The sequence below is a fragment of the Paenibacillus sp. 3LSP genome (genome assembly GCF_032465655.1).
Classification (GTDB): Bacteria; Bacillota; Bacilli; order Paenibacillales; family Paenibacillaceae; genus Fontibacillus; species Fontibacillus barengoltzii.
The window spans coordinates 1-16,770 of record NZ_JAWDJI010000224.1; the positions used below are offsets into that span (position 1 = coordinate 1).

The window sequence follows — 16,770 nt, forward strand, 5'->3', positions numbered from 1 at the left end:
GATAACACAAAACTTGTAGGTCAGGACTCCGGATTTAGGGGGCCTAGCCGCTTTTACAGTTATTTCAGGAAAAACAGCGATTCCAGCTCAAAATAACTGTATTTTTGCAGGAATCGTGTGCATGACGGGTGTGTTAGGGGGCTATTTTACAGGTATCGTGCAATCGCATAAAAACGGCGAGTAGAGGGCACAGCGTGCGAGTACCGAAAAGCGCTCCAACTCCACCTATCCCAACGTTCCTATCTTACCCGATCACAACTTCTCAAGCTCGCGAAGTAAGTACTCTCGGCGTTTCGCAATATAGTCGAGAATGACCTGACGGTCTGACAGGAGGACATCGGTGGAGTACTTACGCGTGGAATCGGCCATAAGCGCAGGCATCAATGAGGAGTGAAGTGAGTTAATCGTTGGAGCCAGCTGACTCACCGTAAAATGTCGCTCCAGAATCTCCTTCAGTGTCTTGCGATATTGCCTCCGAACCGAGGGGAAGGAGAGCAGCTTTTGGGTCAGCCCGTTGTATCCTTTGATCCGGACGTTGTCGATGTCGCTGAGCTTCCCGTAACTGTTTCTCCCCCAGGTACCCTCGTAATCCCAAGGGCTCATTTGATATTTGAAGCTGCCCTTCTTGCGGAAGATGGCATAGTTTTGAGTAAAGCCGTCAAAGTTTCCGGTGCACACCGCCCCGCCTAACCACCGTAAATACTCCGGAATATCTAAATGCTTCTTCATATAAGCTAGAAGCCTTCGCCCCTTGAGGGTATGAATCCGTTCCACAAACCGCGAGATTCGTGCCAACTCCTGAGAGGTTCCTATCACCAGCTCATAGCCAGAAGCCAGGTTACGCTTGCGTTTTCCCCCCTCACCAATCAGCCGAAAGTTGGCGTTGTTATTGATCGCATAAAGCAGCGAGCTCGTGTTCACTTTCCTTTTGGTAAAAAACGACCGATCTACCCCTTCAATCTCCAGATACAGCCCCTGATTTACTCCATTAATTACCAGATAAACATGTCTCGTTCTTGGACTCGGGACCCCTATTTTCTCAAAAAAACGAAAAGAGAGTGCGTTTCTCATCATGGTAGGGTCATCCCACTCCACGTTGTAATGGATGCTTCTGTGACCTATGCGAAGCTCGTAGGATTTCTTGTCGTAATAACGGGTGTGTCCACCCCGGTAACGGATTTTGACGTTCTCCTTAATATTATCCGTCATGAGTAATGCTTTGGCGTATTGGTCATCCCATACGCTTTTTTCTAGCTTTGCTTGGTCTGACCGGCCGATTTGAAGCGAACGAACGGGGAACCTCAACCTGATCACCTTTCTTGCGGAAGCCTGCCGCATTTCACTTTAATATCCAGAATATGCAGGCAGTAGTCGGATGGTCCGCTTTAACCCAGGGCAACAGGGAAGGTTCTTTCTTTGATTCTTGTAGGCAATTCTACTTTAGTTACAGAAGTGGAAATTTATAGATGATAGATATCAGACTAGGACAAAGGTTAGTCATCGACATATGATGTACTACAATTCCCGCTAGGGTGCAAATGAAAGGAGGGGAGGAACGTGGCCTGCTACCAATCGCTGAGTCAATTAATGTATCTCATAGGTAAGGAAGTTTGCATTAATCGTGGTCAACCAGGTTTCATCATTGGCAGATTAGTAAGCATCCAGAATGATTATGTGGCAGTACAAACGAAAAATCGTCGCATACTCTACTACCATTCGGCTTATATTGACAGCTTGTCCGAAACGAGATGGAAGAGAGTCCCGACGAACTACAGTCAAGAAGTTGAAGTGATCATGGCGCCTCGATTTAATGAACTTCTCTCCAGCCTCCTGCACCATCAGATCCAACTAGATATTGGCGGGCCGCAAGTTGAGAAAGGGTTGCTTACCCGTATAACTGCCGAAGAAGTTGTGATGGAAGTGAATGAGAGGAGTGTAAGGATTCCTCTCGAGCAAATTCGTTATACGGTTTGTGAATGTTAAGCAATTTATGGAAGGGGAAATGGGTTATGGCCATCAGCAATTTAGTAGGAAGCACCGTCCGTATCAATCGCGGTGGTCCGGATTCGGTTGAAGGTATTTTGGCAGGTTATGGATCGGATTACCTTGTCATTCTGGCCAAGGACGGCACGGTTTATATCAAAAACGCTCATGTGAAGAGCTTTAGTCAAAACTTGGGCACGAAAGGGAAAACCAAAGGAACGATGGGGAGAACTGGCCAATCCATTATTCGTTCGTACAATTTCGATGGTGTTCTTCGTGCCCTGAAACACAAAAAAGTGCAAATTAACCGCGGAGGTCCTGAGAAGATCGAAGGAGTTATCTCGGACTATGGCAACGATAGTGTATACCTCATTGTAAATAATGAGCTTGTGCAGGTTCAAACCTATCATATTAAGAGTGTGACTCTGCGCAGCCGCTCTAGCAGCAATAATAGCAGCAGCAACAATAGCAGCAATAACAGCAACAATAGAAACGGCAATAACCGAAACAACAATAGATCCAACAACAACAGAACAGGAGGAAGAACCGGCGGCAGAACTGGAGGTAGAACCTCGGGCAGCAAAAATGCTACGATCTCTTCTGCCGAGGGTGGCCCTGGCGGACCTGGCGGCAGGGGAGATCGCGGCAGAACCGGCGGTGCCGGGACGGGCGGCAGAAACCGCACCCAGGGAAGAGGCGGCACTCAAGGCAGAGGCGGCACGCAGGGCAGAGGTCGCACGCAAGGCAGAGATCACACGCATGGAGACCATTCTCATGATGGATACCACACGCATGGCAGAGAAGGGGACTCTGCAACTGGTGGCAGAAACCGCACGCAAGGCAGAACGCGCGGCGCTGGAACTGGCGGCAGAAACCCGGGAAGAACCGGCGGATTCTCCACTTGGGGTGTAGGTACTGGCGGCTACCAGTGGGGGACCAGAAAGTCGAGCAAAAATGTGAAAAAATCGGCCAAAAAACGGCAAGGAGGATCCTCCAAGGTATCCTCCAAGAAGAAATGGGATCCTTTTCTCTAAGAATGGAACGAAAGCCTTCAGTCATTGAGGCGGTGCCTGGGGCGCCGCCTTCTTTAAAATTTGGGAAAGGACCCGCTTATTCCAGTCGTAAGCGCCAAGCTCACAAATGGCTTGCCTCTCTCCCTCACCACGATGCTCATGATAAAGGAGGTATACGATGCCTATGCTAACTTCTCGCATCGGACAACATATCGAACTCACCATTAGCGGCAGACCACAACTAGACACAGGGCTCTTAATTGATGCAGGAGATGATATCGTCGTCATCTTCAGACAAGAGCGCTATTACTACATTCCAACGAAGCACATTCATCACTTCCGGGTTATTCCATCTCCTGAGAAAGATAATGAGGGAACCTTGTACGAAAACCCGCTGGAATGGGCAGCGGGAGAGTCGATTTCTTTTCGGAAAACGTTATTTAACGCCAGAGGCGTCTTTATGGAAGTTTTTCTGACGGGTGTTCATACGCTTAGCGGTTATCTAACCAGCGTCATGAACGATTACCTTGTATTCTATTCTACGGTTTTTCATACCGTGTATGTCCCATTGGATCATGTGAAGTTAATTATGCCTTATCCGGCCAACAAACCTCCCTTTTCTTTAGAAAATGAAAGATTATACGTGAAGCCTACCGGTCTGACCTTGGCCCGAACGTTTGAGCAACAACTTAAAAAGATGGAAGGGAGTTTGGCGGTTCTCGATCATGGAGAAGCAACGGATAAATTCGGGATCGTTCAATCCGTTGATCGAGGTTTGCTTCACCTTGTTTTAGCTGACGGGGAATCGGTGATATGGAATATTCAGCATATTAAATCTGTCCATTTGCCTTAAGGGGGGAGTAGAAAATGATCGTCCTAGTGTTAATTATACTTTCGGGGTTGGGACTCTTTATGTTGTTAAAACCTTCGGTTAAGGAAGAAACGATTACCCATGCTCCAGTCGTTGATGTTCAGCAGGCCGAGTACGATTACCTTGTTCGTGTCAGCGGTAAATAATCGGCCAGCTAGAGCAGAAACAATTGGAGAATGGGGGTGGTCACTTGATAGAGCTTACAGCTGCAGGCTTAACGATTCTCGCATTTGTTCTAACCACCATCCTAATCTTGTGGCGCCCAAGGGGACTCAATGAAGCGATACCCTCCACAATCGGAGCTATTATTGTCTTAATCAGCGGGACAGTAAACTTTTCTGATCTGCTTCATATCGGAGAAACCGTGAGCGGAGCGGCAATCACGATCATGGCGACGATTATTATGGCGCTGGTCTTGGAAAGCTTCGGTTTTTTTCACTGGGCAGCCGAGGGACTGGCTTACCGATCCAGGGGCTCCGGGATCCGCTTGTTTTGGTACGTGAACCTGATGTGTTTTTTAATGACGTTGTTCTTTAATAATGATGGCAGCATTCTCATCACAACACCAATACTACTCCTCTTGTTAAGAGAGCTTAAGCTCAAAAACCATCAGAAGATCCCTTATCTCTTATCCGGAGCTTTAGTGGCAACGGCCTCCAGCGCACCGATCGGAGTCAGCAACATCGTGAACCTGATCGCACTCAATATGGTTGGGATGAACTTATATATGCATACGATGATGATGTTTGTCCCTGCACTTTTAGGGTTGATCGTGCTGGTAGGTTTGCTGTTTCTTGTATTCTATCGTCAATTGCCGAAAGAGCTGCCGCCCAGATTGAGGTCACATCCATTAAAAACACCGCGGTTAAGTCTCGAATCCGATGAGGAGCTGGAGGAGGCCGTACGAAATCGTGAACCCTTAAAACAAGATACGAAATTTATGCAAAAAATATTGCTATTCGTGCTCATCGTACGCATCAGTTTATTTGTTGCCTCTTACTACGGTTTTCCCGTAGAGCTGGCTGCTGTGCTTGGCTCTGTTGTATTGCTCGGGTGGAGATGGTACAACTTGAAGATCCCGCCATCGGATATGCTTCGCAAGGTTCCGTGGCATATTTTGGTTTTCGCTTTCAGCATGTATGTCATCATTTTTGGATTGCACAACATTGGATTAACGAATTTGCTCATTTCGCTGGTAAATCCTCTAATCCACGACGGCATGCTGAATGCCAGCTTGCTGATGGGAGGAGTGATGACGTCGCTTTCCATATTTTTCAATAATCACCCTGCTCTAATGATCGGAACGATGACACTTACCGAAATGCCGCTGGATCCTCTGACGCTAAGGATTTCTTATCTGGCTAGTGTCATTGGCAGTGATATCGGTGCATTGTTATTGCCGATCGGGACGCTCGCTTCGTTGATCTGGTTCCATCTTCTGAAAAAACATCGCGTCAAAATCACATGGGATGATTACTTGAAAGTGACGATGATCGTCATTCCCCCTACACTGATCTTCACCTTGATTCTTTTGCCTTTATGGGTGCAGTGGATCTATTAAGGTGCGATGAACAGAGTAGAACGCTACCTGGAATAAAAGGAAAAGCACACCGCCTGAACGGTAGTGCTCTTTTGATCATGACAGGCTTAAGGATGGTAGGCTCTGACGGTGTTACCAATGGCTTGCAGCAAGCTCTTGCTGATGTCAGTTGTGTCTTGACTGATCTCCCAAATCATGATGCCACCTAAGTTCTCCAGAGCGTATTGCGTCTTTCTTTGAATGGTTGGGATTCCGTTATAGTGAGCTTGCATGCCGTTAATCATCGATATGTCGGTATTATAGGCGTCAGGGTTCGCTTGCAAAATCGCCGCATAGGAAGCCCAGGAAGGTCTGCCGTAGAAAGGAACACCCAATACGACCTTGTGAGCTGGCATCTTCCGCGTCTCCTTCCAATACTTTGCGCTCATCACGGCAAATTCGTAGGAGGAATGCCGCTCCCCATCACCGCCATCATAGGCCATGACATTAAACCAATCCACGGCGTCGATGACTTTATCGGTCTGGGCGGCCGAGTCCCAATAAATGACGCCTTCAGGTGTTACCCCGCTGAGCACCGCGGCGGTCAACAGCATATTTTGCTTCTTCAGCTCCGCGCTCAAGTAGACCATCAGATCCTCGTACTGCTGCTTGCTGGGGCCGTCGTTTCGCGGATGCTCCCAATCGATATCGACGCCGTCGAATCCGTATTGCTTGGCCATCGCGATAATGGCGTTACCGAACTTCTTGATCTTCTCCGGCGTATTCGTCGCGGCCATAAAGGTGCTTTCCAAAGGAATGTCATTATATGACCAACCGCCTACGGCGAGCAGCGCCTTCACGTTGTTGGCATGGGCCGTCCGAACAATTTGGCTGGCCGCATCCGGGTTGCTCAGTGGAAGAAGAGAGCCGTCGCTGGTCGGAATCGCAAACGCATAGTTAATATGCGTCAGGTTATGATACTGGATGTTGTTGATTTTGCCAGGCTCCCAGCTCGGATAGTATCCTACGACTTTAAAGCCGCTCGGAATTGGATCGGCAGGGTCTACGCTTTCACATCTGCAGCAAGAGGAATAAATAAAGTGATGAATAAGGCCAATACCGCCAAAAAAGCGAATCTCTTACGAAGCATTTGCATTCAACTTTCTTCCTCTCTCCATAGGATCAATCCATCAGAACATCCGTGTTACCAGCCCACTCTGACGATGAGACCTTTCGGATCTCCTACCTCCAGATAGGCGGCTTGTCCGTTCACGTCGTCGTAGCAGAAGCCGTAAGCGAGCCCATCGATGCTGTGATCATGCCAGAACTTCGCGTAATAGTTCGCGGGGGCAGCTTGATAGTATTGATCAACCCGATTCCAGTTGTCAGGTTCCGTGTAGACATGACGGTTCAACGCAGCACATACTTCAGGATTGCTCGCTTCGCCAACACCCAGCAGAATGTCTTGGGTAGAGATGCTGGAATAGCCGGCAAAATAGTTCTCGTAAGCTCCTCCTTCCTGAAACGGCCCTTTCATAGGACTGAGGATACGATAAGGAGCCTGCAAGGTACCCAGCGATTTGAATTCATGAGGGACTTCGTTGACATATTTGGCAAACAGTCCGGAACGGGTTTCTGATTCCAGTTCGCCGACGGTACGGTCGTAGTTCCCCGCCAGATTCACCAGCCGGTGTTGAATCGGAAAACCAAACTGATCGACGCGAGTCGTATTTCCGTGATAGCCGTCCTTATCCACAGTGAACTCGACAAAGTCAAAAATGACATTCAGATTCGGATTGGTGGGATTGTTCAGATCCGGACCGGCAAAGCCGTCGTCAAAGGTCTTCATGTACAAGGGACTACCAACGCTAAGGAACAACCGGCCGGATTCGATCTTCGGAAGGTTGACCCAATTGGCATCGCTGATCTTGTGATAGATGTTGGCATAGTTGATGCCGTCTTTAGTGAGGTGTCCCGGGGCGTTGTTTAAATCGGACGAAATCGGAAGAAGTCTACCGGCCAAATCCAAATAGCTCCATTTGCCGTTTACCGGATTGATGCCGATGACTCCCCAGTAAATTTGATCATCCGTATAAGCCCCGCCCGTGCCGTTCATGACTTTGAGGCTGACGCCGCCCTCGGAAGGCTGGGGAATCGAAGAGGCTGGAATCGAATAAATGGAGTTGGTCGAAGGTTCCGGATCGGGTTGGCCGCTTCGATAAGTGAATGTTGTGGTGTCGTAGGCTGGCACGCCGTTATTGTAAGTGAAAAAGTACTCAATCTCGGCTTGGGCGGCCGAAAGAATGGTGTGCTCGAATCGCGCAGCACCCGCGTTGAAGCTCATCCTTACATTTTGCTGTACTCCGGAATTCACCTTATAGTGGACATCCACCCATGTCGTATTAACCGATGATTTGAACCATAAAGTTACGTTGTTGCCGGAGACGTCCGCTCCTTGAGTGAAATCAGCAGCCGAAGCCGAAATATTCACGGAGATGGACAATAGAAACACGATGAAGAACAAACTAAAGCGCTGAACCCATTTGGTTGTCATAAACCTCCTCCTTTCTTCTGCTATAACTACAGGATTTAGAACTTCGAAGGTCCCCTCCTTTCAAGAAGATTGTATACTTACCTCATAAATTGGAAATTGAGGTAAAATACACATAATCTACTTTACCTAAAATGTAATATATCTCCAGTGTCTTTTGATATATTTTCCATCTATTAATAAAGATCGGAACTATGAGTTTGCTAGATGAAAGATCTAGATCTCAGGACCAGCAGAAGCGATGTCTCCCCGCGGCGTACGAATTTCTTCACGCATAATTCCATCTATTTCATGTACAATAAGGATGAATTCTTTCTATAAGATTTAAGGGATAAACAAAGAATCGGATAGATGGAGGTAGCAGAGTGGAATGAAGCCGATATTGGAAGTAGCTGCATCGTGTGGAATTGCCGAACAACATATCGAATTGTATGGACGGTACAAAGGCAAAATAGAGCCTGGCATCCGAAACGAGACTCGCAACCGACCGGATGGAAAACTAGTGCTGGTAACCGCGATGAATCCAACGCCGGCGGGAGAAGGGAAAACGTTAACGACGATTGGACTAGCCCAATCGCTCAATGCCATCGGACGGACCACCATTGCAGCGTTGCGGGAGCCGTCGCTTGGACCTTGCTTTGGGATGAAGGGCGGGGCCACTGGCAGCAACAAAGCCCAGCTGCTCCCTTCGGAGGATATCAACCTGCATTTCACCGGAGACTTACACGCCATTACATCCGCGCATAATCTGCTGGCGGCGATGGTGGACAATCATATTTTTCAAGGGAATGCTCTGCAGATCGACACCAATCGGATCTTGTGGAAACGGGCGATGGACATGAATGACCGCAGCCTTCGGCAAATTGTCGTAGGACTAGGCGAAGGAAACGGGAGCGTGCATGAATCCGGCTTTATGATCACAACGGCCTCCGAGGTTATGGCGGTGTTATGCCTTAGCGAGGATGCTCAAGATCTCAAGAATCGCCTGAGTCGAATGGTCGTAGCCCGGAACATGGCAGGCGAGCCGATTACTGCAGCCCAGATCGGCGCTGTGGATGCGATGACTGTCCTGCTCAAAGATGCGATCAAGCCCAATCTGGTGCAAACGGCGGAGGGAACTCCGGCGATCGTGCACGGCGGACCGTTTGCCAACATCGCCCACGGTTGCAGCAGTGTAATTGGTACGAAGACCGCTTTGAAACTGGCGGATATCGTTGTGACGGAAGCGGGCTTTGGCGCTGATTTGGGCGCCGAGAAGTTCTTCGACATCAAATGCCGGCAGGCTGGATTAAAGCCGGATGCTGCCGTCTTGGTCGTGACGGTGAAGGCGTTGAAATACAACGGCGGTGCGTCAAAAAACGAGTTGGATCAGCCTAATATGGAGGCGCTGCGAGCCGGATTGCCAAATATGAAGCGGCATCTGGAGAACTTGCGCAAATTTGGGGTGCCAGTAATGGTCGCGATTAATCATTTTACCAGTGATACGGAAGATGAGATTGCGCTGGTGAAAGAGGAATGCGCCCGGTTAGGCGTCAAGGCCGAGCTGTCGGACGTTTGGGCCAAAGGCAGTGAAGGTGGCAGAGAAATGGCGTCGGCTCTGCTGGACATGTTGGAGCAGGAGACGGCGCAGTATACTCCGCTTTATCCCGATGATCTGGACCTAAAAGCCAAAATCGAGACGGTGGTTAGGGAAATTTACCGCGGCGAGGGCATGAAGCTGAGCGCCAAAGCGGCCGCCCAAATCGAGGAACTGGAGCGGCAGGGCTTCGGCCAGCTGCCGGTCTGTATGGCGAAGACGCCGTATTCGTTCTCCGATCAGGCGAATCTGTTGGGCGCACCGGAAGGCTTTACCGTACAGGTGAAGGACATTACCTTATCGGCAGGGGCCGGCTTTGTTGTTGTCCATACGGGGAAAATTGTTACCATGCCCGGCTTGCCAAAGCATCCGGCTGCAGAGCGGATTCACCTTGATGAACACGGGGAAGTTGCCGGTTTACTATAATATGGAAAGAGAGTCCGATTCTTCACGGATTGAAGTGGAGAATCGGCTTTTTTTATGCCTCGGATCGGAAAAATTCCAACCTGAAATCGCAAAATTGCCTCCTCAAAAATCTGCGCCACATTCGTTAGACTAAAGGTATAAATTCGGATGCAGGAAAGGAATCAACCGCAATGAAGAGAGGAAAATGGTTGGCTGTTCTGCCGGTTGCCGCCATGATGATTTCTTTACTAGGTGCATACAGCGTAATTAATGCGGCAAATGATGAGGAGAGCAACGTTTCGGGCTTGACCGATGGCAGTGTAGGTTCCCCGATTGAGCTGACGTTCTGGGCGTTGGGAGATGCCCATTATGAAGCGCTGGCCCAGGAATATATGGCGGAGCATTCGAACATTCACATCCGTTTCAGTAATGCAACGGAATCAGCCGGGGAGGAAGACCGCTTAGAGGCAGCTTTATCCTCTGGAATGGGCGCTCCGGATATTTTGATGTTAAATCAGGAGTCCATGCAGCGCTTGATGGACCAGACGGATCGATTCTATAACCTATATGATTTTGGCGCGAAGAACATCGCACAGGATTATCTCTATTGGGCGTGGAAGCAAGCGGCGACGGCTGACGGTTCTTTTCAAATCGGCTTGCCGGCTGAGGTCAGTCCGACGGTGGTCTACTATCGCGCAGATTTAATGGACCAGGCGGGACTTCCAACCGATTCTGAGGCATTTAGCGCCGCAATCAACAAATGGGATAAATTTGCTGCCGTGGCGAAGCAGTTTACGAAGCAAACCGGAATCCCGTTTGCTGATTCGGCAGAGCTGGTATATAACGGCCTGCGGGACCAATCGACGGACGTGATGTATTTTAATAAGGTTGACGGCTCCTTTATCGCGGACTCGAATCCGCAGGTGAAGAAGGCGTACAATTTTACGGTGACAGGCATTCAGGAAGGCTGGATCGGCAGCTGGGCATTTGGTTCTCCCGAATGGGAACAAGCGATTCACGAGGGGAAGGTCGGCGTCATTCTCGGCCCCGCCTGGATGGAGGACACGATCCGCAGCGCCAAGGCAACAGCCGGACAGTGGCGAATTGCACAAATTCCCGAAGGCTCGGGCAGCTGGGGAGGGACGTTCCTGACGTTGCCGAAGGAAGGCAAGCACCCGAAGGAAGCTTATGAGTTTATTACCTGGTTAACCAACAAGGAGCAACAGTTGAAAGCGTACCAGGCCAGCGGTCAGCTGCCATCGATCCCGTCGGTGTATAACGAAGAGGTTTTTTTGGCGGATCACGATGCGTTTTTTGGAGGACAGGTAATCTCGGAGGCTTACGCTCGATCGGCACAACGCGTCAAACCGGTCTATTGTGGTCCGCAGTTTGAGGAAGTGGATTTACAGCTCAAGCATGCGCTCCAGAACGTGCTCAAGTACCAAGCGAATCCACAACTAGAATGGGAGAAAGCCATCGCCGCTGCAAGAAACGCAGATTGAACATAAGTCATACGGTTATACTGATTCGCAAGGGGGCTTGCCCTCTTGCGAATTTCGCTTTGTCGAAAGATGCAAGGAATCGGCTGGCGGATGAAGAATAATAGAGTAGGAGAAACCTAGGAGGAACGAAATGAAGCTTCGTCGCAAAATCTTGCTGGCTATTATTCTTCTTGTCTTTATCCCCGTCATTCTGATGGGCTCCATCTCGTATTACAGCTTCTCACGAGCGATGGAGAATAAATCGAATAACTTCTATTGGGTCTCCTTGCTGGAAACCGACCGCAAGCTGAAGTTTGCGTTAAACGAGGTGACGACCGTCTCGAATTCGGCGATCGCGCAGCCTTTAATTCAGCAGTTGGTGAAGCAGCCGAATTTTACGGTGAACTATGATCAAAAACAAGACATCAACAACTTAATCAACCATCCGATGATTACGTCGTTTGGCCTGTATTCCAAGGACAAGCTGCAGTATCAATTTAATGAGGCGATGTCCTTTCAGGAATTGAAGCAGCAAAGTTGGTACGGAGCGATGGAGGCGGCCGAAGGACGCCCGGTATGGGTAGGGCCGGGGGAGAACGGTTCAGCTGCCGCAGGGAAGCCAGTTCTGATCCAAGCTCGTTTGATTAAGGATTACTACTCTCTGGAGGATATCGGCGCGTTGGTGATTTATGTGAAGCCGGATATTTTGGACCAAGTCTTTTGGGATGCGGTGACGTTAAAGCAGGGCGATATTTTGCTCGTGAACAAGCAGGGCAATATCGTGTTCGACAAGTCCGGCTCGTATATTGGAGAGCGCACGGAGTTTCCGTTCCTGACTCAGGAGGAGCCGGAAGGGAAAGGATACTATACCGCCAAATATCAAGGCGAACGCTCGCTGATCACCTACTTGCCTTCGCATAACAAGGATTGGTATCTCGTGGCTATTACGCCCAGCAAGCTGATCGCTTCGGAGTCGAACTCGATCCGCGACATCGCGATTGTGCTGGTGCTGGTCTCGCTGATATCGGCTTTCCTATTCGACCGGTTTTTCGTTCGCCGACTGGTGCGCAGTATCATCGGTGCGGTGAACGGGATGAAGCGGGTGCAGCAGGGGATCTTTGTGCCCATTACCTCTTCGGTACGAAGCGAAGACGAAACGGATTTGCTCGTCGATGGCTTTAATCGGATGAGTACGCAAATTTCGGAGCTCATTGAACAAGTAGAGACTGAGCAGGCGCGGAAGAAGGAGTTCGAGCTTCAGGCGCTGGTTGCCCAGATCAATCCTCATTTTATTTATAACTCGCTGGAATCGATCAATTCGCTGGCAGTCTTGCAGGGAAACAAGGAGATCAGCAAAATGGTGGTCTCGCTGGGCAAGCTGCTGCGCATCAGCATTAGCGAGAACCAGCAACTGATTACGCTGGCCATGGAAATGGAGCATGTGCGGCATTATCTGGATATCCAGAAGTTCCGCTTTGAGGAGCAGTTCGACTATAGAATTGAAATCCCCGAGTCACTGAGGCACTATATGACTCAGAAGCTGATCGTCCAGCCCATTGTGGAAAACGCACTGTACCATGCGATCGAGCCTATGAAGGAAAAAGGACTGATCACGATTACAGCGAACGAAGACGAGCGGGATATTATGATTGATGTGACGGATAATGGCCCGGGCTTCAGCTTGGATCGGCTCATGAATTTGTGGAGCAAGGATGAAGGCAACAAAAATTACCGGGGAACCGGGGTTGGACTGCGCAATGTACATGAACGACTGCGCATCCGGTTTGGCAGCCGCTACGGCATCCTGATCTGCTCCTCTCCCGGACATGGCTCGACCATCCGCATCCGCATTCCGAAGCTGCTCCACGATTCGGCAGCGGTGAAACGATAACGACGGAGGAAGGTGGCGGTGAACATGAAAAAGTGGTTTTTGAACTGGGGTTGGATTGCCGTCTACGCCGTCGTGCTGGCCATCTCCGTCTTGATTATCGCAGGCGCTGGTCACGAGCCGATTGAGGAGAAGCAGGCCGAGAAGGTCACAATAACCTTCCGCCACTTCTGGATTAAGGAGCATGACCGGCAGATGCTGAACATCGTCGAGGATGTGGTGGCTCAATTCCAAGAGACGCATCCTAACGTCAAGGTGAACTTCGAAGGTATGGACCAGACGGTCCACCGTGAGCAGAAGCTGAAGAGTGAAATGGTCACCGGGACGCCGCCCGACATGTTCGTGTTGTTTGGGGGAGCTGAAATCGAGCCCTACGTTCGCTCCAACCGGCTGATGGACTTAACGGATTTTGTAGAGGAAAGTGGGCTGAAGCAGCAGTTTCAGGACTTGCATTTGTGGACTTTCGACAATCATATTTACGGGTTACCGATTGAAGGGAATGCGGAGCCGCTGTTTTATAATAAGGAAATCTTTGATGACTTGGGTTTGGAGCCTCCAGAGACGCTGGAGGATTTGAATAAGGTCATTGACGTGCTGATCGCTCATGGGATCACGCCGTTTGCACTAGGTAACGAGGAACGCTGGCCGGCGGCGATCTTCGCCCATTATTTGATGGACCGGTATGCCGGGCCGGGGCTGATTAATGAGCTGGTGCAGGGGGATGAGTCGTTAAGCTTCCAAAACCCTTCTTACTGGAAAGCTTTTAAGCAACTGAAAAGCTGGATTGATGAGAATGCCTTCTACCCGCCGGCCAACGATCTGTCAACAGAGGAAGCGATTGAACGGTTCACTAACGGTGAGGCGGCGATGTATCTAAACGGAAGCTGGGACATCAACCTGTTCCATAACGAGAGGGCACCGGCAGGTTTTCAGAATCAGGTCGGAGTGATCCCGTTCCCGTCGCTGACGGAGGGGGGCAACCGCTCGATCGCCGGAGGGTATACGATCGGAATCGGCTTATCCTCCAATCTGGAGGAGTCCAAATGGGAAGCGGCTCAGGAGCTGCTAAAGGCTCTGTATTCCGAAGAGGTGCAGCGGCGAATCGTTTACGAGGCATCACGTATTCCTTCCATGAAAATTACGTATGACTCGGAAAAAACGGGCCCCGTGTTTGCGCAAGTAGTAGAAATGATGGAGCAAAGCAACCAAAGCTTTGTCCCTTACGATAACGTGCTTCCTCCTGAGGTCAACAAGACGTTCCTCAAGGTATTGGAGGAAATGATCAGCAAACGGGCGAAGCCCGAGGAGGCGCTGGAACAGATTCAACAAACGTCAGAGCAATATTGGCAGCTGCGCAGAAGCTCGCTGCTGAGTGAGACGGATGGAGGTGCAGGATGGTAGCACATGGGGAGAAGTATCGGGTCATTTTGGTGGACGATGAACCGGTGATATTGCGAAGCTTGCGAGTCGCCGTGCCTTGGGAGGAACTGGGCCTGGAAATCGTCGGAGAGGCGCGGGGAGGCGAAGCGGCGCTGGAGCTCATTCGCGAACTGTCCCCGCATATGGTTATTAGCGACATTCGCATGCCAGGGATGGATGGCATCACGCTGATGAAGGAAGTGTTGGCGGAGAATGCGAATCGGCTGTTTATTTTCGTCAGCGGCTATGGGGAGTTTGAATACGCCCGTGAGGCGCTCAGGGAAGGCGCGTTTGATTATCTGCTGAAGCCGATTGACCATGACGAGCTGATCGAGATGATCAAGCGGGCGAAGAAAACGCTGGAGAAGCGGGCGGAGAACGATAAGCTGCTGCACTCGGTGCAGGTGCTGTCGATGTTGGCGAGGGAGCGGATGTTTGCCGAGTTTATCGAAGGCAACCAGAGCCAAAGCCATCTGCAGCATATGCGCTGGCTGGAGAACAGCGAGCTGACACAGGATTATTTCATGGCGGTGATCCAACTGGATCATTTCGTCAAGCTGAATGAACAGTGGTCGCCGGAGGAGCGGCGGCTGTGGTTGTTTGCGGTGCGCAACATTTTGGGAGAATGGTCGGTGGCGCATGGGGCGCTGACGATGTTCCCTTTTCACGGCGGGGAATGGGTGTTGCTGTTCCCGAGTGCACTCACCAGCCAGAAAGAGGAGCTGGGCAGCGATGCCATCCGCCAGATTCAGCTCTATACCAAGCTGACCTGTTCCGTTGGATTCAGCCAAACGGCGGCGGGGCTGGAGCGGTTGAGCGAGGCATATCAAAGCGCTACTCGGGCGTTATATCAGCGGTTTTACAGCGACCGGGCAGGCGTGTTCATTGATCAGCCGGGCCGGGAGCCTGGGGCCGACCGGGAGGCGAAATATCCGAAGCATCTGGAAGCGGTGCTCCTGGACAGCGTTCGGACGCTGAATCGGGAGCGGTTGTTGTCCGCACTGGATGAAACGAAGCAATATCTTGAACAGCAGGCCTTCTCGAAGGAAGCGGCCGAGCGGATGATGGTCGAACTAACGGTCGTGATGTTCCGGCAATATGAGCAGATGAATCTGCTGTCGGAGTGGTCGCTGGAAGGTTTGCTGCAGGAGCTGCAGTCCCTCGGCACACTAAGTGAAATGATCGGACTGCTGAAGACAAACTTTGGCCGATGGATCAGCGAGAGCCGAGATAGCCAGATCAAGGACAATGTGCAGAATGTGATCGCCAAGACGCAGGAGTACATTTTAAGCAACTACCATAAGGACCTCAGCATGGAGGAGGTGGCCGAGCGCGCCGATCTGAGCATCAGCCATTTTTGCCTGCTGTTTAAGCAGGTGACCGGCTATACGTTCCTTGAGTATTTGACGGAATGTCGCATCGATAAGGCCAAGTATATTCTGAAAAACAGCCAAGTCAAAGTGTACCAAGTCGCCCCGATGGTAGGTTATCAGGACCCGCGTTACTTCACCCAGGTCTTTAAAAAGGTCACCGGCATGACGCCAACGGAGTACCGGGAGGCTGGGGCGGTATAGATTGTACGTGGTCGTGCTCACCGGCGTTCCCCGAGGATTTGCGTTGGGAACCATCGCGCCTGCGTCGGAGTGGGTGGGACGTGCCGGATTCCTGCAAAAATGCAGTTTTTGAGTAACTTGTATCGCTAAAAAGCAAAAAGCCTGCAAAAGTGCAGGCTTTTTGTGCGTTTTCCGCCCAATTGCGGCTTTTCAAGAAAACAACTGCACTTTTGCAGGTTTCTATAGCCGTTTGCGGCGGAAGAAGGCGACGAAGGCGGCAGCGGCCAGGAGCACCAGCAAGGAGATGCCGGTTACAAGCGCTTCGCTGCTGCTGCCCGCTTGCTGGCCGTTAGGCCCGAAACCGCGGCCGCCGCCTGGGAAATCGCCGCCCGGGAAATCGCCGCCGGGGAACCCGCCGCCAGGGAAGCCACCCGCAGGGAAGTCACCGCCGGGGAAGCCGCCCGCAGCGTCGCCGAGCTCACCGGCGTCGCCCGGGAACCCTTCCGGAACA

At 50.7% G+C, this 16,770-nt stretch carries 14 protein-coding genes; 9 read left to right on the plus strand and 5 right to left on the minus strand.

Translation table 11 applies throughout. The features are described 5' to 3' along the window. Window positions 1–252: 252 nt before the first annotated feature. Window positions 253–1,209, minus strand: coding sequence for a CotH kinase family protein (locus RW092_RS19435; RefSeq protein ID WP_167669325.1), 957 nt, complete (start codon window positions 1,207–1,209; stop codon window positions 253–255). Window positions 1,210–1,557: 348 nt separating this feature from the next. Here RW092_RS19435 and RW092_RS19440 point away from each other — a divergent pair, with 348 nt between their 5' ends. Next, a complete protein-coding gene (locus tag RW092_RS19440) occupies window positions 1,558–1,983 on the plus strand; it encodes a hypothetical protein (protein ID WP_316011021.1) in 426 nt (141 codons plus the stop codon). 41 nt (window positions 1,984–2,024) lie between these two features. Here RW092_RS19440 and RW092_RS19445 read toward each other — a convergent pair whose 3' ends face one another. Then, complete coding sequence (locus RW092_RS19445) at window positions 2,025–2,744, minus strand: hypothetical protein (RefSeq protein WP_316011022.1); 720 nt, start codon at window positions 2,742–2,744, stop codon at window positions 2,025–2,027. A 13-nt stretch (window positions 2,745–2,757) separates the two neighbouring features. Here RW092_RS19445 and RW092_RS19450 point away from each other — a divergent pair, with 13 nt between their 5' ends. From RW092_RS19450 to RW092_RS19460, 3 genes are all read left to right on the plus strand, one after another. After that, a complete protein-coding gene (locus RW092_RS19450; protein WP_157274720.1) occupies window positions 2,758–2,895 on the plus strand; it encodes a hypothetical protein in 138 nt (45 codons plus the stop codon). 279 nt (window positions 2,896–3,174) lie between these two features. Beyond that, on the plus strand, window positions 3,175–3,849 hold the full coding sequence (locus RW092_RS19455; protein WP_316011023.1) for a DUF2642 domain-containing protein: 675 nt from the start codon (window positions 3,175–3,177) through the stop codon (window positions 3,847–3,849). A gap of 208 nt (window positions 3,850–4,057) precedes the next feature. Beyond that, window positions 4,058–5,428 (plus strand): arsenic transporter, encoded by a 1,371-nt coding sequence (locus RW092_RS19460; RefSeq protein WP_016313501.1) that lies wholly within the window; start codon window positions 4,058–4,060, stop codon window positions 5,426–5,428. Between the two features lie 86 nt (window positions 5,429–5,514). Here RW092_RS19460 and RW092_RS19465 read toward each other — a convergent pair whose 3' ends face one another. Next, window positions 5,515–6,522 carry a glycosyl hydrolase family 18 protein gene (locus RW092_RS19465; protein ID WP_316011027.1) on the minus strand — a complete coding sequence of 336 codons (1,008 nt, stop codon included), beginning with the start codon at window positions 6,520–6,522 and terminating at the stop codon, window positions 5,515–5,517. Window positions 6,523–6,590: 68 nt separating this feature from the next. Next, window positions 6,591–7,940, minus strand: a complete 1,350-nt coding sequence (locus tag RW092_RS19470; RefSeq protein WP_016313499.1) for a glycoside hydrolase family 64 protein — start codon at window positions 7,938–7,940, stop codon at window positions 6,591–6,593. Window positions 7,941–8,307: 367 nt separating this feature from the next. Between RW092_RS19470 and RW092_RS19475 the strand changes: the two genes are divergently transcribed. The 5 genes from RW092_RS19475 to RW092_RS19495 all read left to right on the plus strand — a co-directional run bounded on the left by RW092_RS19475 (window position 8,308) and on the right by RW092_RS19495 (window position 16,280). After that, complete coding sequence (locus RW092_RS19475) at window positions 8,308–9,939, plus strand: formate--tetrahydrofolate ligase (protein ID WP_016313498.1); 1,632 nt, start codon at window positions 8,308–8,310, stop codon at window positions 9,937–9,939. A gap of 170 nt (window positions 9,940–10,109) precedes the next feature. Next, entirely contained in the window at window positions 10,110–11,420 is a 1,311-nt protein-coding gene (locus RW092_RS19480) for an ABC transporter substrate-binding protein (protein WP_316011024.1), read from the plus strand. A gap of 130 nt (window positions 11,421–11,550) precedes the next feature. Next, entirely contained in the window at window positions 11,551–13,290 is a 1,740-nt protein-coding gene (locus RW092_RS19485; RefSeq protein WP_016313496.1) for a sensor histidine kinase, read from the plus strand. Window positions 13,291–13,314: 24 nt separating this feature from the next. Then, a complete protein-coding gene (locus tag RW092_RS19490; RefSeq protein WP_316011025.1) occupies window positions 13,315–14,688 on the plus strand; it encodes an ABC transporter substrate-binding protein in 1,374 nt (457 codons plus the stop codon). Beyond that, window positions 14,682–16,280, plus strand: a complete 1,599-nt coding sequence (locus RW092_RS19495) for a response regulator (RefSeq protein WP_085170553.1) — start codon at window positions 14,682–14,684, stop codon at window positions 16,278–16,280. The genes RW092_RS19490 and RW092_RS19495 overlap by 7 nt, the downstream gene beginning before the upstream one ends. A gap of 290 nt (window positions 16,281–16,570) precedes the next feature. Here the strand turns inward: RW092_RS19495 and RW092_RS19500 are convergent. Continuing rightward, a partial coding sequence (locus tag RW092_RS19500) for a hypothetical protein (RefSeq protein WP_316011026.1) occupies window positions 16,571–16,770 on the minus strand: 200 nt, incomplete at its 5' end.

Coding starts and splice junctions, on each gene's coding strand:
- RW092_RS19435 (WP_167669325.1), bottom strand. CDS start 1,209: ATGACGGATAATATTAAGGAGAACGTCAAAATCCGTTACCGGGGTGGA.
- RW092_RS19445 (WP_316011022.1), bottom strand. CDS start 2,744: ATGCGTGTGATCTCTGCCTTGCGTGCGACCTCTGCCCTGCGTGCCGCC.
- RW092_RS19450 (WP_157274720.1), top strand. CDS start 2,758: ATGATGGATACCACACGCATGGCAGAGAAGGGGACTCTGCAACTGGTG.
- RW092_RS19455 (WP_316011023.1), top strand. CDS start 3,175: ATGCCTATGCTAACTTCTCGCATCGGACAACATATCGAACTCACCATT.
- RW092_RS19470 (WP_016313499.1), bottom strand. CDS start 7,940: ATGACAACCAAATGGGTTCAGCGCTTTAGTTTGTTCTTCATCGTGTTT.
- RW092_RS19475 (WP_016313498.1), top strand. CDS start 8,308: ATGAAGCCGATATTGGAAGTAGCTGCATCGTGTGGAATTGCCGAACAA.
- RW092_RS19480 (WP_316011024.1), top strand. CDS start 10,110: ATGAAGAGAGGAAAATGGTTGGCTGTTCTGCCGGTTGCCGCCATGATG.
- RW092_RS19485 (WP_016313496.1), top strand. CDS start 11,551: ATGAAGCTTCGTCGCAAAATCTTGCTGGCTATTATTCTTCTTGTCTTT.
- RW092_RS19490 (WP_316011025.1), top strand. CDS start 13,315: ATGAAAAAGTGGTTTTTGAACTGGGGTTGGATTGCCGTCTACGCCGTC.
- RW092_RS19495 (WP_085170553.1), top strand. CDS start 14,682: ATGGTAGCACATGGGGAGAAGTATCGGGTCATTTTGGTGGACGATGAA.